Origin of the sequence: Salinisphaera sp. G21_0 (assembly GCF_017744115.1) — a bacterium.
GTDB lineage: Bacteria > Pseudomonadota > Gammaproteobacteria > Pseudomonadales > Endozoicomonadaceae > Endozoicomonas.
On the sequence record NZ_JAGHQW010000010.1, the window covers coordinates 14,241 to 36,615 of the forward strand.

General features: G+C 46.7%; 16 protein-coding genes. 7 read left to right on the top strand and 9 right to left on the bottom strand.

The window, feature by feature from the left end; genetic code table 11:
• Positions 1–224: 224 nt before the first annotated feature.
• Together J7439_RS06635 and J7439_RS06640 are read left to right on the top strand one after the other, a co-directional pair.
• Positions 225–1,625, top strand: coding sequence for a hypothetical protein (locus J7439_RS06635; RefSeq protein ID WP_209201047.1), 1,401 nt, complete (start codon positions 225–227; stop codon positions 1,623–1,625).
• A gap of 553 nt (positions 1,626–2,178) precedes the next feature.
• Positions 2,179–2,868, top strand: a complete 690-nt coding sequence (locus J7439_RS06640) for a hypothetical protein (protein ID WP_209201048.1) — start codon at positions 2,179–2,181, stop codon at positions 2,866–2,868.
• A 329-nt stretch (positions 2,869–3,197) separates the two neighbouring features.
• Here J7439_RS06640 and J7439_RS06645 read toward each other — a convergent pair whose 3' ends face one another.
• The 6 genes from J7439_RS06645 to J7439_RS06670 all read right to left on the bottom strand — a co-directional run bounded on the left by J7439_RS06645 (position 3,198) and on the right by J7439_RS06670 (position 11,394).
• Complete coding sequence (locus tag J7439_RS06645; protein WP_209201049.1) at positions 3,198–3,728, bottom strand: hypothetical protein; 531 nt, start codon at positions 3,726–3,728, stop codon at positions 3,198–3,200.
• 122 nt (positions 3,729–3,850) lie between these two features.
• Positions 3,851–4,597 carry a hypothetical protein gene (locus J7439_RS06650; RefSeq protein ID WP_209201050.1) on the bottom strand — a complete coding sequence of 249 codons (747 nt, stop codon included), beginning with the start codon at positions 4,595–4,597 and terminating at the stop codon, positions 3,851–3,853.
• A gap of 434 nt (positions 4,598–5,031) precedes the next feature.
• Entirely contained in the window at positions 5,032–6,162 is a 1,131-nt protein-coding gene (locus tag J7439_RS06655) for a hypothetical protein (protein WP_209201051.1), read from the bottom strand.
• 368 nt (positions 6,163–6,530) lie between these two features.
• Positions 6,531–8,084 (bottom strand): SpoVR family protein, encoded by a 1,554-nt coding sequence (locus J7439_RS06660; protein ID WP_209201052.1) that lies wholly within the window; start codon positions 8,082–8,084, stop codon positions 6,531–6,533.
• Positions 8,071–9,360: a YeaH/YhbH family protein gene (locus J7439_RS06665; protein WP_209201053.1), complete on the bottom strand. Its 1,290-nt coding sequence runs from the start codon at positions 9,358–9,360 to the stop codon at positions 8,071–8,073. Before J7439_RS06665 ends, J7439_RS06660 begins: the two co-directional genes overlap by 14 nt.
• A 111-nt stretch (positions 9,361–9,471) precedes the next feature.
• Positions 9,472–11,394, bottom strand: a complete 1,923-nt coding sequence (locus J7439_RS06670) for a PrkA family serine protein kinase (protein ID WP_209201054.1) — start codon at positions 11,392–11,394, stop codon at positions 9,472–9,474.
• A 684-nt stretch (positions 11,395–12,078) separates the two neighbouring features.
• Between J7439_RS06670 and J7439_RS06675 the strand changes: the two genes are divergently transcribed.
• Entirely contained in the window at positions 12,079–12,861 is a 783-nt protein-coding gene (locus J7439_RS06675) for a sulfite exporter TauE/SafE family protein (RefSeq protein WP_209201055.1), read from the top strand.
• Positions 12,862–12,914: 53 nt separating this feature from the next.
• On the opposite strand, the gene J7439_RS06680 is transcribed toward J7439_RS06675, so the two are convergent.
• A complete protein-coding gene (locus J7439_RS06680) occupies positions 12,915–13,496 on the bottom strand; it encodes a DUF84 family protein (protein WP_209201056.1) in 582 nt (193 codons plus the stop codon).
• Positions 13,497–13,730: 234 nt separating this feature from the next.
• Here J7439_RS06680 and J7439_RS06685 point away from each other — a divergent pair, with 234 nt between their 5' ends.
• Both J7439_RS06685 and J7439_RS06690 read left to right on the top strand, forming a co-directional pair.
• Positions 13,731–15,938, top strand: a complete 2,208-nt coding sequence (locus tag J7439_RS06685; protein WP_209201057.1) for an ankyrin repeat domain-containing protein — start codon at positions 13,731–13,733, stop codon at positions 15,936–15,938.
• Between the two features lie 262 nt (positions 15,939–16,200).
• The gene (locus J7439_RS06690; RefSeq protein ID WP_209201058.1) at positions 16,201–18,753 is read left to right on the top strand and encodes an inositol phosphate phosphatase SopB; all 2,553 of its coding nucleotides are present in this window, start codon (positions 16,201–16,203) and stop codon (positions 18,751–18,753) included.
• A 130-nt stretch (positions 18,754–18,883) separates the two neighbouring features.
• On the opposite strand, the gene J7439_RS06695 is transcribed toward J7439_RS06690, so the two are convergent.
• Positions 18,884–19,030, bottom strand: a complete 147-nt coding sequence (locus J7439_RS06695; protein WP_209201059.1) for a hypothetical protein — start codon at positions 19,028–19,030, stop codon at positions 18,884–18,886.
• A gap of 133 nt (positions 19,031–19,163) precedes the next feature.
• Here J7439_RS06695 and lgt point away from each other — a divergent pair, with 133 nt between their 5' ends.
• Together lgt and J7439_RS06705 are read left to right on the top strand one after the other, a co-directional pair.
• On the top strand, positions 19,164–20,069 hold the full coding sequence (gene lgt, locus J7439_RS06700) for a prolipoprotein diacylglyceryl transferase (RefSeq protein ID WP_209201060.1): 906 nt from the start codon (positions 19,164–19,166) through the stop codon (positions 20,067–20,069).
• Entirely contained in the window at positions 20,066–20,899 is an 834-nt protein-coding gene (locus tag J7439_RS06705; RefSeq protein WP_209201061.1) for a thymidylate synthase, read from the top strand. The genes lgt and J7439_RS06705 overlap by 4 nt, the downstream gene beginning before the upstream one ends.
• Before the next feature lie 65 nt (positions 20,900–20,964).
• On the opposite strand, the gene J7439_RS06710 is transcribed toward J7439_RS06705, so the two are convergent.
• Complete coding sequence (locus J7439_RS06710) at positions 20,965–22,245, bottom strand: protein-tyrosine phosphatase family protein (protein WP_209201062.1); 1,281 nt, start codon at positions 22,243–22,245, stop codon at positions 20,965–20,967.
• Positions 22,246–22,375 lie beyond the last annotated feature (130 nt).

A 22,375-nucleotide genomic window follows, 5' to 3' on the forward strand; every position in this document is an offset into this window, starting at 1 on the left:
CGATAACCCCACTCAGGATCGCTGCCATAAACCGGCATGATAAGGCTGTGAATTTGCTATTGGAGAAGATACGGGAGTTATTTATTACATAAAAAAGGACGTTTAAAGAACAGCTGTCACCATCGCCTGGAAATAATTAAATCGTCTAACCCAATGTTTGAACTTTATCTTGTGGCAAAACTCTGAAGTCTAATGTTGACTTGGAGTTGAAGGGGTAACTGGCTATGAGTATGCCATCAATTTCTGCCCAAAACACAGCTGAGACCCAACCTCAATTTCATGGCGATCAAGAGGGAGAAAGCGCCAGCGCAGCCCCGGTAAAATTTGATCGCTGGATGATCAGTTTAAGCGAGATTGACAGTTTCCTGCGGGGCAAAGACCGTGAGGCGTTTGAGAGTATCGCAGAGCGAATGTGCACAAGGGCAGAGTACCAACAAGATACGAGATCCTACAACTTGAGTAACCCGGGAAAAGATTCTGGTGCCTGCGCTCTACCGGTGGATGACAGCCAGGGGTGCAGCCAGGGGCAAAAGGTCAAGAACGTTACTGGCTTGATCCTCAGGCTCCAGTCAGGAGTTCACCAGTTGCTTGATGAAGTCAACGGCCATTTTGCCAAAGAGCCGTTTACCGGGACTAAAGATGCATCCCAGGCAGGTGATGGCAATATTGTGGCAGAAGACGATGGCTCAATGGGCTTCAGTGGGCTCCCTGCCGGTCAACCCGATCCGGCTTATCAGTCTGCTACAGTGCCTTCATCGTCTTTTGCGACGGCTGATCCAGCGGCAACGCCGGTAGCTCCAACGCTCTCTTATGATGCCCTTTCGCATGAGACTGAAACAAAGTTAGCGTATTTAAGTGCTCACATGGAACGATTGATGAGAGATCAGTGGGGGGATGGTCAGATAACAGAGTGTCGAAATCAGATGCAGTGGATCAAGGGAGAGTTGAACAGTATTGAAACGTTGGGGCTTAAACATTTTTCTGGAAAATTCAGAGAGGTCAGGAAGCAATTTGAGGAGCTTCAGGTAAAGGATTTTCATCACCGTTTGGATAAGCTGGAAGAGGTCGTCAACATAGGGAGCAGCAAGGATATACAGTCCATTGGACGCGACAATAGTGAAAAACGAGTATTGGAAGCAATGGGGGCTCGGTTTGAGCAAGCAAAATTAGAGCTGGCTGAGCTTCATTCTCAGTTCAATGAATTGAAAGAAAAACTACAACCCTGCAAGGGTCATATCAGTGATAGTCAACAAACAGCTACAAACAGTGAAGTTAAGAATAAGATAGATCCTCTTGAAAAAGAGTTTGGTGATTACTGGAAAGAATTTTTTCGCAAGTCTAAATATCTGGAGGAACAGTTTCTGCAATGCTCCCACTTAGACCTCCTTAGAGAGCAACACTTGGGTAAAATGATGGAGCTTAGGGATTTCTATCTTCAGTCATCAGAAGCAGCAAAAGTACTGATCATAAAATTCGTTGGTATACCAGCCTATGAAAATGAGCATCTGATGCTTAACAGGCATATTGAAAATATGCTTACGCAGATCGAAGTTCTGAACAAACAGATCTATCAACAAGAGCAGGAAGAGAACCGGGAAAAACGATCTGGTTGTATGCAATCCTGAATTCAGCGTGCTGTACTCTGCCTGCGGGGTTAAAGAAGAGGATGGAACCCTGATGGAGATAGCCCCGCTCAGGATCGCTGCCATAAACCGGCATGATAAGGCTGTGAATTTGCTATTGGAGAAGATATGGGAGTTATTTATTACATAATAAAGGACGTTTAAAGAACGGCTGTCACCATCGCCTGGAAATAATTAAATCGTCTAGCCCAATGTTTGAACTTTATCTTGTGGCAAAACTCTGAAGTCTAATGTTGACCTGGAGTTGAAGGGGTAACTGGCTATGAGTATGCCATCAATTTCTGCCCAAAACACAGCTGAGACCCAACCTCAATTTCATGGCGATCAAGAGGGAGAAAGCGCCAGCGCAGCCCCGGTAAAATTTGATCGCTGGATGATCAGTTTAAGCGAGATTGACAGTTTCCTGCGGGGCAAAGACCGTGAGGCGTTTGAGAGTATCGCAGAGCGAATGTGCACAAGGGCAGAGTACCAACAAGATACGAGATCCTACAACTTGAGTAACCCGGGAAAAGATTCTGGTGCCTGCGCTCTACCGGTGGATGACAGCCAGGGGTGCAGCCAGGGGCAAAAGGTCAAGAACGTTACTGGCTTGATCCTCAGGCTCCAGTCAGGGGTTCAGCAGTTGCTTGATGAAGTCAACGGCCATTTTGCCGAAGAGCCGTTCACCGGGACTAAAGAGGCATCCCAGGCAGGTGATGGCAATATTGTGGCAGAAGACGATGGCTCGATGGGCTTCAGTGGGCTCCCGGTCGGTCAACCCAGTTCGGCCTATCAGTTTGCTACTTCAGAAAGGCTGGAAAATGAAGATCAGAAAAGAGAGTTTATCCAGGAAAAAGTCAAACAACTCTTCATTAAAGCAAGTATTGCTATGGATTTGTTTCCTGCTCGCCCAAGCGAAGAAGAGGTAAAAGAAGTGGAGGCTCTGTTTGAGCAAGCAAAATTGGAGCTAAAAGAAATGGAGGCTCGGTTTGAACAAGAAAAATCAGAGTTGGCAGAGCTTCATTCTCAATCCTATAAAGAGCTTCATTTTCAATTCAATAAATTGAAGGGAAAATTACAACCATACAAGGATAATATCAGTGATAGTCAACAAACTGCTGCTATAAAATGGAGAGCTGTGAAGTTCTCATGTTACACAGGTTACACAGGCTGGAGACCCGGGAACTTCTCATGTTCCACAGGACTTAATGAGTCGAAGAGGTTCTTGAAAGGAAAGCCTTATTGAATGAAGACAGTGCTGCATTTACCTCCTCCCGGTACCAAAATATCCAGACAAGAACCGCTTCGAGATGCAGATATGACTTTCCTGTGACAAAATAATCATCTGCGAGAGGCCGACCTCCTGGAATTATGTCAGCCACTGACCATTCCCGCTAGTGGTTACTGCTCTGCAATTGAGACGCTGCAACATCGGTTATCTCTTCTTGTTCAGTCAGGCCAAGGTCTCCACTGGGAGGATTACGAAAATGAACTGCATCACCTCATGGTTGTGGCAGAGCAGGAGATTCTCTCAGAAGATCCATGGCACTTATCAGTATAAGACTTTCACCCAAACTATTTGTGCACTGATTCCAGCTTTTTATCGAATTGTTGCAGCTCGGAGATTTTTTGATCAATTGTTTCGCTTTTGTTATGGCTGGCGGATCCGGAGAGAGTAGAGAATGTGTCGTTTATCATCTGGAGATCTCCCATTATCAAGTATGCTCTGCCTCTCATCGATAATGCATTGAATTCTGACAAGTTCTGGTCGATGGAGGTGGAAAGCAGGTTATTAGCTGCTTGCATAACCTCCTCCAGATTGTCTAAGAGCTGATCAGTATCACTTGCAAGCCAGGGAGCCACCAACGGAGAGGCAACATTCTCATTCTTGCCAGATTGCGTGTCCTGATTCCCAACGGGCAGTGCGACGGTTCTTTCCTGAAGGGAAGGGCTTGTGCTTTCTGAAGGGCATTTAGAACATTCATTACCAGTAGTACTGGGTTTAACCTCCTTGTTACCAGCAAAAGCGTGGCCGACTTGTTCATCCCTTGATTGTGGAACATATTCTGCAAGAGCGGTAGTACCGGTTTGCGGTAGGTTAATCATTCCTGCTTTCCTCTTTGACTGAGTTAAGACTTGGGATGCTGTCCAGGTGAAGCTTTATGCTCTCCTGCTCTCTCAGGCTCCATGGGGGCTGGTGGCAGTCAGAACAGCGTCAGGTTATATCTTTAACCGCGGGCTGACCGATGTGATCGAAGATTCCATGGCCAATCAAAAATAACGTTCGTATTTTCTTGGTCATCCAATTCATACGCTGCTTTCAGCCTTGAAACGTATTCGTTCAGCTCGGAGATTTTTTGTTCGATTGTTTTTCTGTCGCTGGGGAAATTGGGGTGAAGATGATGGAGATGTCCCAGTGAAGTGAGTGCTATGCCAGTCATTAGATGTGCATCACGTTTTGACCAGTTTTGGTCAGGGGGGTAGGAAAGTACTTCAGTAGCACATTTCAGGACCTCATCCCGTAGGGTGGTAGTTGCAGGTATACTATCGTAACGATTAATAATTTTTTCAGAACTGCTTGCCCCGGAATTATTTGTGCCTGATATTGAAAGTGAACTAGTGTCGGGTATTTGTATCTCATTCCTGGTTTTAAATGTACTGTCGTACACTGGGTACAAACAACCTGACTCATTCAGCTCGAGTAAGTTGATATCAGCTAACAAGGCGAATTCCATGAAAGGAGAGTCAGCAATCGCCCTGAGCCGTGTGAAACGATCCCCAAAAAACATGGCAACGGTTCTTTTCTGAAGAGAATAACTTGCGATTTCTGGCGGGCATTCCGAATGTTCATTGTCGATATCACTGGGTTTAACCTCCCTGAGACCAGCAAAAGCCTGGGCGATTTGCTCAGACTCTTTTGACGGCGGAACATCGGAGGCTGGAAGTAGAGTATTGGGTGGAGATAGGTTATTCATTTCTGTTTCCTGTGAAGGCTAGGTAAAACCTTATGCCCTTCTGTTGTCAAACAGTTCTGGCACTAGTCAGAAAAGCGTGAGGTTATATCTTCAAAAAACGAACTGAACAATGTGATCGAGGATTCCATGGCCGGAATACTCAAGATTCTTTGCAAGCTTTGAGGCATATAAATTTGATATTTAGTTACTTTCCGATTTTGGACTAATAAAACAGGAAATAGTTCAAATGACCCGTCTGAATGCTCAAGAAATCACAGGATATCCAAAGTGTGAGTGGGGAGCGGCAGAAATCAGAATTGCCTGTATCGCATATGAGCAACGTAAGCAATTTAAGCCCGGACATCATTTGGCTATTTTTGCCGTCGTTGATGCAATCAGCAGAAAATTCAGACTAACTTGCCCAGGGATCTCTATGGTGGAATGGATTAATCAGCTTATTGCTGCTTACATGCCTCTTCCATCATTGGTTGAAGATCTTCTACGGTGGTCATTTTCTTCCCATTGGGTACGAAGATAATTGCCTCGTCAAGAGCGCCGATACATCGTCCCTGGTACTCTGGAATTTTGCAGGCATTAAAATACATTTGCAGGTGTTCGTGAAAAATTGCACTTCCTGTAGCATTGTTGGTGTGCGTTGGCCTTTCGCCGATAAATAGTACAGGCTTGGTTATGCCCCATGCCCTGAGTATTTGATAATCATCGAGATGTTCTTGTGAGAAATACTCTTCAAGCGTTGGCAAATATGTCGGTAGGGGTGGCCAGCTGATTACCAGAAAATCGGATCTATGCTGATATTTCACCACTGTATCGAGTGAGTTTTCATTCCGGACAACTATCGGTGGTGAAGCCGCAGCCGGGTGTTGATAATTGCTGTGGTTGTCACTTACCACCATCCTGAAACCATACTTTTTCAGAAAGTAAGAGAGATACCCCTTACCCCCCATCACTTCGATACCTCTCTTGCAGTTCAATGATCGCAGTTTCTCTGCCACAGGATTCAACCAGACAGACGACGGGGTAAAGTACAGTCCAAATTCATCTTCCAATCGGCTGCTACCTCTGGCCTCTGCCAACAATGTATCTCTGAACAAGGCATATAACTTAGGGCTCTCTGCGTGATGCATCGCATTAAATTTTTTGAGTCCCTCTTCATGGCCCCTGGTATGATATTCATCGGGTAAGTCGAACCGTTTGAGCTGGTTAAAATAGTGTTCGTTGTTGTCTTGATAACGCCCAAGCGTCAGAATAAGTTTAATGTCATCATCGCTAAACTCACTGATGATCTCTAACAGTGTTTTCTGATCGAGTACTGGAAGCAGATTCCTGAAGCACCTGTTTTTAAAACTGGTGCAATCAGACTTTGTTATATTGTCTACTTTCGTTATTTTAAAATCAGACGTCTGTTTCGGCATCGCTGCAGCAGCCAGGGCACCACTTTCCTGTATGGCTACTGTGCTCTTTGCAGCCACTGGCTTTGGAAATGAGTTATCATCTCCCTGACTGGGTGATGGCTTACGTGAACCAGCTATCGCCCTTGACGGCGTATTTGCTAATAAATTATCCATCTTTACACATCTGTCTGGAAGATTTGTAAAACAGGTAGAGATATCTCTCAAATTCATTAACTCTGACTTTCATTCACCGGTTTGGTTCCATTGGTTGGTGAAATTTTTTTGGAGGTGCTTCCAGTCATTTAACACATTTGAATGCTTATATTGAGCGATTGAAGGGAGATCAGCAGGCGGATGATCAGATAACAGAGTGTTGAAATCCGATGCAGTGGATCAACGCAGAACTGGCCAGCATAGAACTATTGGGATTAAGAATTCCGGTTTGTTCGGTGAATAAACCCACTATTCACCGAACAAAATGGAGTTTTTATCCTTAAATTTCTGCCATCCTTGATGTAGTGTCGCCCCGGCGGGCGTTATTCTCAAACAGTTTCTGAGGATTGCTTCTCTTTAGGCAGCGTATGTTCATATTGAACAATATTTTCTTCGTCCACACACTCCAGTTTTACATCAAAGCCCCACAGGCGGTGAAGGTGTTTGATGATTTCACTGGTGCTGTTCTTATCAAGGGGCCTTCCTTTGTGCATGTAATGACGAAGGGTCAGTGAACGGTCACCACGGACATCCACGTTGTAGACCTGGATATTGGGCTCCCGGTTCCCCAGGTTGTATTGTGCGGCCAGGTTTTCCCTCAGCTGACGATAGCCCGGGTCATCATGGATGGCATCCACCTCAAGGTAAGGGTTCACTTCATTGTCATCGATGCTGAACAGCCGCATATCCCGCATGACCTTAGGCGACAGGTACTGAAGAATAAAGCCTTCATCCTTGAAATTCTGCATGGCGAAGTGCACCGCATCCAGCCAGTCAGTGTCGGCCAGGTCCGGGAACCACTCCCGGTCTTCATCCGTTGGATTCTCGCAGATTCGGCGTATATCCCGGAAGATATTGAAGCCCAGGGTGTAGGGGTTGATGCCACTGTATCTTGGGTCATCAAAATCCGGCTGGAATACGACACTGGAGTGAGAATGCAGAAACTCCATAATAAAGCCTTCGGTAATCAGGCCCTCGTCGTACATTTCATGCATCAGGTGGTAGTGCCAGAACGTTGCCCAGCCCTCGTTCATGACCTGGGTCTGTCGTTGCGGGTAGAAGTATTGGGCAATCTTACGCACAATACGAATAATTTCCCGCTGCCAGGTTTCCAATAGCGGCGCATTCTTTTCGATAAAGTACAGCAGATTCTCTTCCGGATCCTTGGGGAAGCGAACGGTTTTTTTCTCCTGTTCAGTCTCGCGCACAGGGATGGTTCGCCAGAGGTCATTCAGGTTGCGCTGAATATACTCCTCCCGCTCCTGTGAGCGCGCCTTTTCCTGCTCCGCAGACATGGGCGTTGCCCGAACATAGCGATTGACGCCCTGATTCATCAGGGCGTGGCAGGCATCCAGAATGTCCTCGACGGCGCTGATGCCGTACTTCTCTTCACATTTGGCCAGATAGCTTTTGGCAAACAGCAGGTAATCAATAATGGCACTGGCATCGGTCCACTGCCGGAACAGATAGTTACCCTTAAAGAAAGAGTTATGACCATAGCAGGCATGGGCAATCACCAGCGCCTGCATCGGCATGGTGTTTTCTTCCATTAGATACGCTATGCAGGGGTTGGAGTTGATCACTATCTCATAGGCCAGCCCCATTCTTCCCTGTTGGTAGTTCTGCTGGTTGCTGAGGAATGTCTTGCCATAACTCCAGTGGTTATACATCAATGGCATGCCAACAGAGGAGTAGGCGTCGAGCATCTGCTCAGAGCTGATCACCTCTATCTGGTTTGGATAGGTGTCCAGCCTGAACTTATCGGCCAGCCGGGCGAACTCCCGGTCATAGATCTCCAGTAGCTCGAATGTCCAGTCGGAACCGGTGGAGAGCGGTTCTTTTCTTTTTTTCGGTGTTCTTACCGGTGCTTCAACTTCCAACATGACTTCCCTCCTTTTTCTCAAATAAGCGGCGGAAGGTTGGGTAAATGTCCGCATAGCTGCGGATCTGCTGCATGGCAAAATGTCCCGGGTGTGCCTGCTCTATTGTCTTGTACTCATACCATAGGTTCTGGTGATGGCGATCGGTGATCTCTACATAGGAGTAGTACTGACAAACCGGCAGCAACTTTTCCAGAATAATATCGTGACATTTACTGGAGTCGGCTTCCCAGTTATCGCCATCGGAGGCCTGGGCGATGTAGATATTCCACTCGTTGGGGGAGTATCGGTCAGTGATGATTTCATCCGCCAGGCGCAGGGCTGTGGATACCACCGTTCCCCCGGTTTCCCTGGCGTAGAAAAAGTCATGCTCATCACACTCACGGGCTTCGCTGTGGTGCCGGATAAAGACTACCTCTACCGCTTCATAGTTTCTCTCCAGGAACAGATAGAGCAGCAGGAAGAAGCGCTTGGCCATGTCCTTGATTTCCCGGGTCATGGAACCGGAAACATCCATCAGGCAGAACATCACGGCCTTGCTGGAAGGCTGTGGCACTTTGGCCATGTTGTTGAAACGCAGGTCAAAATCATCAATAAATGGCAGGCGCTTCAATTTTTTGTTAAGTACATTGATCTCTTCACGGAGCCGACGGGCCTGAAGCTGGTCAACTTCATCCGGGCTGACTTCCATTTCCCGCAGCTCCCGCTTCAGCGTTCTGATCACTTTCCGGTCTTTACCAGAGAGAGCTATCCGCCGTGCATGGGCAGCACGCAGTGATCGGACCACGTTCAGGCGATCCGGCGATCCGGCGGTGGTAAAGCCTGCGCGCTTTAGTTTGTAGTCTGTGCTGTCTTTCAGCTCTTTCCTGACCAGATTGGGCAGTTCCAGATCATCAAACAGGTACTCAAGAAATTCATCACGATTGATCTGGAAGGCAAAGTCATCAGCGCCTTCACCGCTGTCACTGGCCTTGCCATCCCCTGTGCCCTGGCCGCCGCCTCCCGGTGGTCGCTGAATGCGATCGCCCTGGTTAAACTCTTTATTACCCGGATGCACATGGCCATGATGCCCGCCCTGACCATGATGGAAAAAGGGCTCACTCAGGTCTTTCTTAGGGATGGTAATATTGCTGCCGCTTTCAACGTCGGTGATTGAGCGTTGATCAACAGCACCCTGTACAGCCTCTTTGACCAGGCTGCGGTAACGCCTCAGAAAACGCTGTCGGTTGACAGTGCTCTTCTTTTTTCCGTTGAGGCGTCGGTCGATTATGATGCTCATAAAGACGCTCCCCCGATGGTTGCTAATGTTCGCTTAATAGAGAGTTGCCCTGGCTAATACAGGGCATAAGAGTTATGCCCGCCTGCCGGTGATGGCAGACGGACGTCGTTTTTATTGAGACTTGCGAACCCGGATATACCATTCGGATAACAGGCGAACCTGTTTCTCGGTATAGCCATGGGCAACCATTCGTGAGACGAAATCGGCATGTTTGCGCTGGTCTTCCTGGGATCCCTTGGCATTGAATGAGATGACCGGCAGCAGGTCTTCCGTATTGGAGAACATCTTCTTCTCAATCACGGTGCGCATCTTCTCATAGCTCAGCCAGCTGGGGTTCCTGCCATCATTATTGGCCCGGGCCCTGAGCACAAAGTTCACCACTTCATTCCGGAAGTCCTTGGGATTGGCAATACCCGCAGGTTTCTCAATTTTCTCCAGCTCTTCGCTGAGTGCAGCACGGTTAAGAATATGGCCGGTATCCGGATCACGGTACTCCTGATCCTGAATCCAGAAATCAGCGTAGGTGATGTAGCGATCAAAGATATTCTGACCATACTCAGAGTAGGACTCCAGGTAGGCGGTTTGAATTTCCTTGCCCAGGAACTCGATATACTTGGGCGTCAGGTACTCTTTGATAAACGACAGATAGCGATCATGTACCTCTTCCGGGAACTGGTGCTGTTCAATCTGCTGTTCCAGAACATACATAAGGTGTACCGGGTTTGCCGCCACCTCTGAAGGGTCAAAGTTGAAGACCTTGGACAGAATCTTGAAGGCAAACCGGGTGGAAAGACCGTTCATACCTTCATCAACCCCGGCCATGTCCTTGTATTCCTGCAAAGGCTTGGCATTAGGATCGGTATCTTTCAGGTTTTCACCGTCGTACACCTTCATCTTCGAGTAGATAGATGAGTTCTCCGGATCTTTGATACGGGACAGTGTGGTGAACTGTGCCAGCATCTTCAGGGTATCCGGTGCACAGGGGGCATCCTTGAGGGAGCTGTGTTCAAGCAGCTTCTCATAGATATGGATCTCTTCACTGACTCTTACACAGTAGGGCACCTTAACGATATTAACCCGGTCAATAAAGGCTTCATTGGTCTTGTTATTCCGGAAAGACTGCCACTCAGACTCGTTGGAGTGCGCCAGCAGAATACCTTCATAAGGGATGGCACCAAGGCCTTCGGTACTGTTGTAGTTACCTTCCTGGGTTGCGGTCAGCAGCGGGTGCAATACCTTGATGGGTGCCTTGAACATCTCAACGAATTCCATGATACCCTGGTTCGCCCGGCACAGCGCGCCGGAGAAGCTGTAGGCATCCGGATCGTCCTGGGAATATTCTTCCAGCTGACGAATATCCACTTTACCCACTAGGCTGGAAATATCCTGATTGTTCTCATCCCCTGGCTCGGTTTTGGCGATACCAACCTGATTCAAACGACTTGGGTAGAGTTTAACCACTCTGAATTTGGAGATATCACCACCATACTCATTCAGTCGTTTAACGGCCCAGGGTGACATAATGTATTTAAGATACCGGCTTGGTATCCCGTACTCTTCTTTGAGAATATCGGCATCTTCATCCGGGTTGAATAAGCCCAGGGGGGATTCAAAAACCGGAGAGCCCTTGATGGCATAGAACGGTACTCTCTCCATCAGCTGCTTTAATTTTTCCGCAAGGGATGACTTACCGCCCCCCACTGGCCCCAGTAAGTAGAGAATCTGTTTCTTCTCTTCCAGGCCCTGTGCGGCGTGTTTGAAATAAGAGACGATCTGTTCAATGGCTTCTTCCATGCCATAGAATTCTTTGAACGCCGGATACTGCTTAATCAGTTTATTGGAAAAGATCCTGCTTGAGCGTGGATCCCGGGAAGTATCAATCACCTCAGGCTCACCAATCGCTTTCAGCATACGTTCAGCGGCGTTGGCATAAGCCCAGGGATCTTTTTTGCAGAGCTCCAGGTACTCCGTGAGACTCATCTCTTCCTGCTGGACGGACTCGTATCTCTGCTGGTATTGAGCAAATATGGACATCTGTTTTCCCCCTCGCCTGATCGTTGTGAGTCTTGTAAGGCGTACTGCTTAATTATGATTTTCAGAAGTCTTCCTATCCTTTTGAACGACACATTATCAATAATGAAAAAGTGTACGTACATTTACGTTATAGAACTAATGGGTAAGAATGTCTATACCTTTTACGGTTTGATTTTTCAGGAGTTATTTGTGAAATAACAGAGTGGGGTGGGGATAAAACAGCCAACTGTTTAATAGGTATCCAGCCAGTCTAGATTAATTTTTCGACTATTTGAATATATTTTGTCGTATAAATATTGATCATAAGATTTGGTTGATTGTCATAAAAATCTCAAAAAAGAAATTTTATTGAATTGGCTTATCATCATTGAAATGTCAGTTTAACCCAATGGTACTGACTTAAGAGTGAAAGTCTTGCCATACGTAGGCTTTAGGCACCCTGCGATTTGAACCACAAAGCACACAAAGAGCACAAAGGAAAAGAAAAGCTCTTCTTAGTGCTCTTTGTGTGCTTTGTGGTTCCAATTCAAATCTCTCAACCTGTATCAATCCCCATGTTTGCGGGGCTTTTAAGCTTAAGTCAGTGCCATTGCAGTTTAACCGGCGTTCCCTGAAAATAGACTCACCTGATAATGCTTTATCGTCGTATAATTGCCAGTCTGATTTTTTTTGTAAGGGATAACAATGCTCTTTCTCCTCTACCTTGTCCTGGGGGCTTGTGCCGGAGTAATGGCTGGTTTGTTTGGTATTGGTGGGGGGCTGATTATTGTTCCTGTACTGATCTTCAGCTTCACCGTCCAGGGTATGTCCCCTGAGGTTTTGAGCCACATGGCGGTAGGCACATCCCTGGCTACCATGGTGGTCACATCGCTAAGCTCCATCAAAGCGCACCAGGATGCTGGAGCTGTTCAATGGGCGATATTTGTCACGTTAAGTGTCGGTATTCTTGCCGGTGCTTTTCTTGGGGTTTATACCGCCGTGAATTTGAGTGGGCACCTGTTGCAGAAGCTTCTTGGCGTATTTGCGATTCTGGTGTCAGCAAAAATGTGGTTCGGGTTTAAGGTTTATGAAGGTGTCAGAGTGCCGGGGAAATCAATGCTGGTGAGTGCGGGTGTTGTCATTGGGGCTGTCTCCAGTATGTTTGGCATTGGTGGTGGGACTCTGTCTGTGCCACTTTTGCGCAGAATCAGCCTGACAATGAAGCAGGCAGTGGGTACTTCGGCGGCCTGCGGCTTCCCTATTGCCGTGATGGGGGCTTTATCAAACATGGTGCTCGGTGAAAAGAGTTCAGGCCTGCCTGCTCTGGCTACCGGGTATGTTTATTGGCCTGCTTTCCTTGGAGTTGTCTTGACCAGTGTTCTATTTGCGCGAATTGGTGCCCGTATTGCTCATGGACTTGCAGCAGATAAGTTACAGAAGCTGTTTGCCCTGTTTCTGTTTATTGTTGGAATGCAGTTTTTGGCTTAGCACCGGCTGATCCGTTCATTATCCAGTTGTAATGCTGAATCTGGCGTAGCATTTCAAACTTGATTTATCCGTTTATCCCGCTCTAAGGTGCTCGCCATTTCAACCAATGTTTCTTCCAGATATTTCTGACGGGGTTTAAAAGGTGGCAAACTTGAGTGGGGGTCATCATGCTGAACCGTACTGTCTACTTCGGCCATAACCTGGCCTACCGTTATATTTTCAAATCCCCTTTGCCTGGCGATAGCGACACACTCGGCAGGCAATAGTACCGGCGATGTTTTCCCGATGTACTGTATGCCATCGGATGTCTCGACAATAACGACGGCTTTATCTAACCATACTTCCTGACCGTTTACCTGCTCATGGAAAATACCATTTTCGATAGCCACCAACAAAAAATCAGCGTTATGACCTGTTGACTGGTACTTTGCTTTTGCGTCTTTTATTCTGTTGCCAGCTCCCGTAAGGGTTTCGTTTTCAACGGGCTGGCTGTTTATCCCGGAACGTGCTTTGGTCGCAATCACATTAACCTTGTAGCAAGCAAATGCATTCTCTACAGCATGAATTTTTATTTTTGACTCAGAGCCCACAACAATATCAATTGCAGGTTTGCTGCCAGGGGCGGAAAGATTCATAGCAATACCTCAGCTTTCTTTTAAAGGATTTTGAAAAATTATAGTGAGCTTTTCGGATTGTGCTCATGCTAATTTTCAGTTTGGCAGTTAGCGACTTAACAAGGATCTGACTTCCCACCCAATTTGTCGGGATCGGATTTTAACGGATTGGCCCAAAACTTCTCTTGATTGAACTTTCAGTGGCAGCAGAAGTCTAAAAATTAATTACTCAAAATTTAAGTCCGTTAAACTACTATGAACAACGTAAATCTTGATTTTATTTCAAATTACCTGTTTGACCCCAATGGCAGAAATGGCCTGATACATGCCGGTACTGGAAGATCTGTGGGACCCGATTTTAAAAGTAAACTCATGGAAGTTTATAAACAGGAGGGTCTTTCCCATCACGATAAAAGGCTGCATGACACACCTGTCAATGAAAGAAATATTGAAATTATTCATGTATTACCAGCTCTTGCTAAAGACCGTGAATTTTTTGATAAATTAAACAGGCATGCCGAAAATTTCTGTAGAAATATATTGAGTAATATTGCCGATTCAAAAGAAATACAAGTCGCTCTGGAGGAGCCGGAGAAGCTTGATGCACATGATGTGCTGGAGGCGTTAAAGGCGATAAAGGCAGGAAAGCAGAATTCGAAGGTGATACATTCAAAAGAATCTTTAAGGAGTCTTGAAGGTGTCGGTAACTTCCTGGAATCAATTCTAGAGAAATATGAGAACGATGATCTAATAACTGATAATGAAAAAAAAATATTCAGGTTTCTGTTAGTCAGCATGTTAAAGATTGATCCAAATACAGACGATTCAAATATGGCGCATATTATTGGAGTGTTGACAAGATATTTTCATCCTGATAAATCTCGTAAGGATAGCGATCTATATTCCTACATTTTAAATAAAGGATTTCATCTTGCCAAGGTGGTCGGAAATGGTATCAGGCAGGAATTATATGATGACCCGTTGTTACTATCGATTGCCAACTTAAAAAAACTTCGCTATACAGGTGAGTTCGGAGCTGAAGATAAAATAATAAAAGAGATGCTGGCACTCAAGGCTAGTGGCCTGAAAGATAAGTACAAAGAAAAATTATTAAGGTTGATCATCAAATTCAACGAATCAGACCTGCTGGAAATAATGATAAATCGATTAGGGATTAATAATTTAAAAATCAACAATGAAATACCACTTATTTATGTCATTCAGAATGGTTGCAACGAGCTTGTTATCAAGAAATTAATAGAAAATGGAGATGTCAATGCCCTCGGTCTAGAAGGAAAAACACCGCTCCAAATAGCCATTGACTGTTACAAGAATTGGAAGGACAAGAATCCCTTAGAATTTGATAACCCCTTCGAAGAGATAATTCAATGGATTTTGGATTATCATAAACTCTGCGTTGATGCCAAGGACTCTAAAGGTCTTACCGCATTATGCCATATTGCCTTGTGGCCAAAGCTTACTTTATCAACTATTCAGTTAATGAATAAACTAATTACCCAGGGTGCTAATATTGATCAGCCCATTGAGAACGGTGTAACAGTACGTAGCTTTTTACAGCAGAGGTTAAAGAAGAAGTATTTTTCTGATATAGAGACATTGGCAGATAATCCGGAAGATATCAGAATTGACCTGTTGTCGTTAATACAATCGATTGGCAGCCTAAGTAAACATCACTCCAATTGGGGTTCAGGTCTTGAAAAATTAATAGAAAAGATGCAGGCACTCAAGGCTAGTGATCTTAAAGGTAACGACAAAGAAAAATTATTAATGTCGATTATCCAAGCTGACCAATCAAAACTGCTGGACATAATGATATATCGGCTAGGCATTGATAATTTAAAAGTCAACAATGAAACGCCACTTATTTATGCTATTCACAATGGTGGTGAGTATGTTATCAAGAAGTTAATAAAAAAAGAAGATGTCAATGCTCTCGGCCTCGAAGGAAAAACACCTCTGCAAATAGCCATTTGCAGTTACAAGAAATGGAAAAAAGAGTATCCCCGTACTCGTAATCCCTACGAAATGACAATTCGACGTTTATTAGATTGTCATAAACTTTGCGTTGATGCCAAGGACTCCAATAGAGGTTTTACCGCATTATGCCATATTGCCATGCAGCTAGATTTTGATTCAACAAGCCTTCAGTTTATAAATCAACTAATCAATCTGGGTGCTAATATTGATCACCCCTTTGTACCCGGTTTAACAGTGCGTGGCTTTTTAAAGAAGAGGCTGAGCGAGGAGCAATTTTCGGATATAGAGATGTTGGCAGATAATCTGGAAGGTATCAGAACTGGAGTTGAATCCCACGGAGATGAAATTGACAGATATTTGCCCGATGCTGTTTCAGCAACCGATAATGTTTCAGCAATCGATGCAGTTCCAACAAACAGTAGAACTACAATGGAGTCATCAAATAGCCCGTTAACTAACACCTAAACTGCCAAATCCACACAACCGAAACGACAAAAAAAGGAGCTTATACCAATACTATAACCAGCACATTTTTTTAAAATTTTGACTGAGCGAAAACTCCAAACACTTGAAAACTTAACTGCTCTTTTTTGGCAGCCAGCGGATCAGGCTTGTAAAGCTGGAAGGAAACAGGGTTCAGCTGGTGTTAAAAATGGCGATATACCAGACATTCAGTATTGAGATTGAATTTTTGAACTTTGCGGTTTTTAGCTAAAAAGGATTACCCATGGCCCCCCCCATTGAACCCAACAAGCCTGGCTTCATTAGCTTGACCCATGATTTTCTTCCACCTGAAAATAAAATAGCTAAAAAAAAATACCAAAAAGATGTATCACCTGTCAGTCTGAAAGAGCCCGGCATACAGGCAGATGATGGGACGCAGGGAGCAAAAGCGATCACAAGCTTTGAAACAATAAAGCCAGTTAGTACAAGCCCCCTTATGGATGAAAAAAACTGTCCAGTACCAGAGCAGGAATTGGAAGAACTGCTCTCAACGGATGGAGAGCTTGCGAAAATTCATCGGGAAAATTCAGAAAATCACTATATCAGTGAGTCTGATAGAGCACTGAAATCATTAATGGAGTCCATAAACAATGGTGATCTGAATAATGATCTCTCCAACAAAAAAGCTCTATGTAGTTATAAAAATTTAGTCTTAAATCTTAATTTGCCTAAAGATTTAACAATCACCCTGACAATGCCATCAGGTGATACATTCTGTTTAATTCCTGTCAACAGCCGACTAAAGATTATAGATAACCTGCAACCACTGATTAGCACAGCGATCCAGCTTACTGAAGACATAAAAGATTCAAGAGCCAGCCAGCAGAGAGAGCTACCCCCTCCCTCCAGAAAAAAAGAAATTCTGGAAAATATCAATCAGCTACTCCCCAGGGTCAATAACCCTGAACCGTTTATATCGAGACTAAACGAAATAAAAAAACCACCAATATGCATCACAACCGATAGCTGCAAACCATCTCCTGCTGATGTGCAAAGCCGATCCACACCGGAGGCAGAGCTTGCCATCACAACCATAAATACCCCGGAGAAAATAGAAAAGCTGGCTGACCAGTTAACGGCACACCGGAAAAAAGTACAGTCATTCATCCGCTCGACGCAACGCTCATTGTTGGAAAATGGTCCGGATATGGGGTGGATAGCGCCACACTGGCCATACATTGAGGGCGGCCCACTGCAACAGGCAAGGCAGCTGGTTGGCAGTGGCAGCGAACATCTCAGCGCAAGACTGATAGCAATGACCGGCGCTATTGAAGATGATATAGCGGGCTTGAAAAGATATATACGGGATGCCGCCAAATACGATTTCAGAGGCGGCGAGCAATATCTTAGACAGGTGGATATCTATGCCGAAGTGGTCAGGCGGTTATCCAACACGCAGTCTGCAAAGAAAAAGGCTGACGGGGAAATCGCTGCAATTATCGATAGTAAAAGGGCAATCGCACTGACCAGTACCGGCAAGATGGCTCAGTGCGTTCCTGACGCCATTCAAGAACTCACCGGACTGCACAAGCAGCTAAAGAAACGATTCAATGCCGATCTATTTGAACAGGAACTTATGAAGGTTCTGGCAGAGGATAGCGAGTCGTTCAGCAGTCGACTTCATATTTATCAGCATGATCGATGGCACCAGGTCACTCTTGAATACACTCCGGCAGCGTCCATGCGTCTCCACGATGACCGTGCTGACACTGCTGATGCTGAAAACAGAGACCCTTTCGCAAATGGCTATCATGACAAATTGGCTCTTTCAATGGAGCGGAACTCGCCTCATGCAATAAATATGCTGGCCTATACCATGCAAGTTGATGGTCAGGAGACGGCCAGGCATATCCGGGTCGGCTGCCCTTATGCCTACAAGGAAAAAGGAGAGAATGTAGATCGCATAACCGATCAGCGCCTCGATGAAATCTTTACCGCCCTTCTGCTTCACAACCACAAACCGGCGTTACAAAATGCCATGGAAAATCCCGATCACCAACCCATTCAGCTGGATTGCCTGTACCTGAATTTGCTGAGCCCGGATCATATCCGCGATAGCCGTATTGCCAGAGCCGCAGGCCTTGAAAATGAAAAAGAATGGACTGAAAAGCTGCACGAAAAGTTAATGGAAATGTCCAATAAAGAGCGCACGCTAACCATCCATTACGCTGATGGCAGGTCCGCTGCCGTGAAAATCAGGCCACGGCCCATCATGCTGGTTGCACCCTGCAATAAACTGGCCCTGGCAGACAGGCAAAAATCATTGTCTGGCAAAATACTGATGGCTAATGCCAACACCTGGAAAACGGTGATGGAGGTCAATGGCGCTGCACTGCAACAATTAGTCGGTTCAAACCATCAGTACGGCGGCTTACTGGGAAAAAAGCTGCCAGTACTATCCGCCAGCAACCAGTACAGGGCAAAGGAGCTGGCTGATGATTTATGGGCGCTGTACAACACACCTGGCGGCCTGCAACAGGTTGCCGAACAATCAGGCCCCTTTTATTTCTCCGGAAAATTAAGAGAGCTATCCGCCATTATGGGAATGGACCTTTTCACCGGTTGCAAAAGCAATAAAGATCGAACCGGGCTCTCTGAAGCAGTTGAACAGTCGATGTCGACCTGTGGTACTACCGGTCTTACGGAGCAGTTTATGGTCTACGGTGGCCATATAATGATTCAGATGAAAAATACCGGCCTGCCTGGCTATAAACTGGATGGCACCCAGGCCAAACAGCTGGACGACAGTATATTTTCAAAATTAACCCGCCATTAAGACAGGTTTATGGGCGAAGACATCAACGACTTTTCTTTTGCCGTGAAAGAAAAATTGCCACGGAGACACAGAGGCACGGAGACAAGATAAAGTTTTACCTCTGTGTCTCCGTGCCTCCGTGGCAAATCTTTCATACCAGAGGGTGAAGAACAATCGTCATGAGTATTTGATAGCCAAACACACTGTAGGTGTCTGTGCCGGTCTGAACCGCTTTGAAATTGCCATGATCTTTTGACACCGGAAGTCCAGATAGTCTTTTATCGTTATTTCGATCCATGTTTATTTATTCCGGCCTTCTCCAGCAGGGAAGTATCATCGCTATCTGGCGTTAATCTATCCTGTTTCCGGCTGGCTCAGAAGCCAGTTACCTTGGTACACTTGAATTGTATTTTACTGATCGGAACTGGTTTGTGATTGCGTATCCTGAGATAGATCCCGTGGCGTTCAGCCTTGGCCCCTTGAGTGTGCACTGGTATGGCCTGATGTACCTCGCAGGCTTCGCACTGGCGCTCTGGCTGGGTGGTCTTCGTGCCCGGAGATCCGGTGGCCTGTGGCGTCCGGAACAGGTCAGTGACCTGGTTTTCTATGGGGCTGTCGGGGTTATCCTGGGCGGACGATTCGGGTATGTCATCTTCTATCACTTTGACTATTTTGTCAGAGACCCGCTCTGGCTGTTCAAAGTGTGGGATGGCGGCATGTCCTTTCACGGTGGCCTGCTTGGGGTGCTTGTGGCCATGTGGCTCTATGGTCGTTCTCAGGGTAAACGCTTTTTTCAGGTGACGGACTTTATTGCCCCACTGGTACCTTTGGGGCTGGGCCTTGGCCGAATAGGAAACTTTATTGGCGGCGAGCTTTGGGGCAGGGCCTCCGATGTGCCCTGGGCCATGGTGTTTCCCACCGATCCCGGTCAAATGGCAAGACACCCTTCCCAGCTTTATCAGTTCTTCCTGGAAGGGCTCGTGCTGTTTGGCATGCTGTGGTGGTTTTCAGCAAAGCCCAGGCCAAGAATGGCCATTTCCGGACTGTTCCTGCTGATCTATGGGCTGGCAAGGTTTGCCGTTGAGTTTGTCCGGGAGCCGGATGCCCAGCTTGGTTTCATCGCCTTCGACTGGCTGACCATGGGGCAGCTGTTGTCTTTGCCGATGGTCGTTATGGGTATAGTGTTTATGGTTTGGGGTTATCGTCACCATGCACTGGTAAATGGCATGAATAGTGATGACGCCACCTGGCTGGCAAAGACCAGGGTGAATAACAGCCCGAAGCAAAGAAACTGCCCAGAGCTTAAGCAAAAACATAGTGGATCGAAAAAACGATGAAAGAATATCTGGACCTCCTGCGCCATGTAAAAGACCATGGCACGTTCAAAGCGGATCGGACCGGCACGGGTACCTACAGTGTGTTTGGCTATCAGATGCGGTTTGATCTTTCCCGGGGCTTTCCACTGGTGACCACCAAAAAGTGTCACCTGAATTCAATCATTCATGAATTATTGTGGTTCCTCAAAGGGGATACCAATATCGGCTACCTGCAGGAAAACGGTGTCCGGATCTGGAATGAGTGGGCAACCGACGACGGTGATCTCGGCCCGGTTTATGGCAAACAGTGGCGCAGCTGGGAAGGGGCCAATGGTGAAGTGGTCGACCAGATTCAGTGGCTATTGAATGAGATCAAAACCAACCCGGATTCAAGACGCATGGTGATCAACGCCTGGAATCCATCGGTACTTCCGGATGTCGCCTACTCACCAAAAGACAATGCCGCTATGGGGCGTCAGGCGTTACCACCGTGCCACTGCCTCTTTCAGTTTTATGTTTTGGATGGCAAGTTGTCCTGCCAGTTGTATCAACGCAGCGCTGACATCTTTCTGGGAGTGCCTTTTAATATTGCTTCCTATGCGCTGTTGACGATGATGATTGCCCAGGTCTGTGACCTGGAGCCCGGTGATTTTGTTCATACCTTTGGTGATGCTCACCTGTACGCGAATCATCTTGAACAGGCAGAAGAGCAGTTAAGCCGCACACCTTACCAGCGACCTCAGATGAAGTTAAATCCGGCCATTCGTGATCTGTTTGAGTTTTCCATTGATGACTTTGAGCTGGTGAATTATCAAGCACATCCCCATATTAAAGCGGCTGTGTCCGTTTAACCGCGAGCCTCCTGGTGGTTTATCCGTGGGGCAACCTGCGGATTGACTCGTCAGGCGTGAACCTTTCAGGGGGGAGGTTTGCATAACCCTGCCTCAAACATAGCCTGTAGTATGGCGTTTCGGTTCTCTTGCAATGTGACCAGGTTCTGGTATTGGAGGGAGTTTTGCACAAACTTCAATGATCTGCGCTGTCTGGCGGCAAGAATCTTACTGTCTATATCCAGTGGGTCCTCTTGTGGATTTTGCCCGTAGTGGCGAATGATGTCGCTGGCAACAATAAATGTACCGGTCCGGCCTACCCCTGCGTGACAGTTAACCACCATCGGATTATTTGCCCGCTCCAGCACTGCCGGGTGTTTTCTCAAGGTTTCGGCAATCATCGTGATGGCTGCCAGCCTCACCGGATTGTTGGCTGTTCCATCAACCCACCCCATTTCATTGATGCGAAAGTGCGGTTTGCCATTAATTTCCAGCTGGTCAATCCTCAGCTTCATATCTGGCAGATCAATTGAACCGACCAGGCTTACTGATACGGAAGGCAATGTCTCCGTTCCTGTTGTTGTGGTGATTTCCAGTGCAGGAATGGTTTTCGGCTGATCAATGTCGGTTGGTCCAATGCGGGTGTTATCAGGCCTCTTGAGTTCATTCTCAGTGACCAGGGCAACGGAGATGGCCGTATCGTTCACTGCCAGCAGCTGCAGGAAACGGTTATGGGTTCTGTTGACGGCCCCCTGTGCCGCAATGAAACGACCGTAATGCATGTCGATGTAGTTGGCATGGTATGCCTGGCCAGGCATGGCGCAGTATGCCTCGTGACAGCTTATATTGCTGTGCTTGGAGAGGGCATAATTTCGGAAGTTAGCGGCACTGGCCCTGGCACAGGCCCCACCATTGAGATTTTGCTCAAAGGGAACATCTCTGGATCTTTTGCGCAGCTCCAGGAAACGTTTGGAGACCTCTGCGGAGCAGAACCGGGAGAAATTGGGAAACGTTTGCGTAACCGATCCAAGGGCCTTCAGGATGTCCTGCAGAGTTTCGGTAATGGCAGGCAGTTCTGTGCTGTTCCCGGTGATGACTGTCCGGATGGGCTGGGTAGCGGACTGGCGGTCATTACTGGCTGCAAAGCCCTGTGAACCGGGAAGAAGTGATTCAGCCTGAGCCGGTGAGCCTGCTGTCGGTGTTGGCGAAAGCTGCGCAATATTACGCTGAGTTAATGACGATGGGTTAAGGGTTTGACAAAGTGCAGTTGCCAGGCAAATAAGCCCAACAGTGGTAAAAACTGCGGTAGGTATAAAAGCACCACCGGACGCGATCGCTGCAGCGATAAAACCCGCGCCGACAAGCATAATTGTACAGGTACGGACTTTTTGCCAGGGCACTCGGGCGATTATTCCGGTGTTATTCCCGGGCTGCGCAACTGGATTATGGCGATAAACTCCGGTTGTTTCTGCAGTTGTCGAGGCTGTTGGCATCACT

What these genes read in the sequence shown, in the direction of transcription:
- J7439_RS06635 (WP_209201047.1), top strand. Translation starts at nt 225, where the DNA reads ATGAGTATGCCATCAATTTCTGCCCAAAACACAGCTGAGACCCAACCT.
- J7439_RS06645 (WP_209201049.1), bottom strand. Translation starts at nt 3,728, where the DNA reads ATGATTAACCTACCGCAAACCGGTACTACCGCTCTTGCAGAATATGTT.
- J7439_RS06650 (WP_209201050.1), bottom strand. Translation starts at nt 4,597, where the DNA reads ATGAATAACCTATCTCCACCCAATACTCTACTTCCAGCCTCCGATGTT.
- J7439_RS06655 (WP_209201051.1), bottom strand. Translation starts at nt 6,162, where the DNA reads ATGGATAATTTATTAGCAAATACGCCGTCAAGGGCGATAGCTGGTTCA.
- J7439_RS06660 (WP_209201052.1), bottom strand. Translation starts at nt 8,084, where the DNA reads ATGTTGGAAGTTGAAGCACCGGTAAGAACACCGAAAAAAAGAAAAGAA.
- J7439_RS06665 (WP_209201053.1), bottom strand. Translation starts at nt 9,360, where the DNA reads ATGAGCATCATAATCGACCGACGCCTCAACGGAAAAAAGAAGAGCACT.
- J7439_RS06670 (WP_209201054.1), bottom strand. Translation starts at nt 11,394, where the DNA reads ATGTCCATATTTGCTCAATACCAGCAGAGATACGAGTCCGTCCAGCAG.
- J7439_RS06675 (WP_209201055.1), top strand. Translation starts at nt 12,079, where the DNA reads ATGCTCTTTCTCCTCTACCTTGTCCTGGGGGCTTGTGCCGGAGTAATG.
- J7439_RS06680 (WP_209201056.1), bottom strand. Translation starts at nt 13,496, where the DNA reads ATGAATCTTTCCGCCCCTGGCAGCAAACCTGCAATTGATATTGTTGTG.
- J7439_RS06685 (WP_209201057.1), top strand. Translation starts at nt 13,731, where the DNA reads ATGAACAACGTAAATCTTGATTTTATTTCAAATTACCTGTTTGACCCC.
- J7439_RS06690 (WP_209201058.1), top strand. Translation starts at nt 16,201, where the DNA reads ATGGCCCCCCCCATTGAACCCAACAAGCCTGGCTTCATTAGCTTGACC.
- J7439_RS06695 (WP_209201059.1), bottom strand. Translation starts at nt 19,030, where the DNA reads ATGGATCGAAATAACGATAAAAGACTATCTGGACTTCCGGTGTCAAAA.
- J7439_RS06705 (WP_209201061.1), top strand. Translation starts at nt 20,066, where the DNA reads ATGAAAGAATATCTGGACCTCCTGCGCCATGTAAAAGACCATGGCACG.
- J7439_RS06710 (WP_209201062.1), bottom strand. Translation starts at nt 22,245, where the DNA reads ATGCTTGTCGGCGCGGGTTTTATCGCTGCAGCGATCGCGTCCGGTGGT.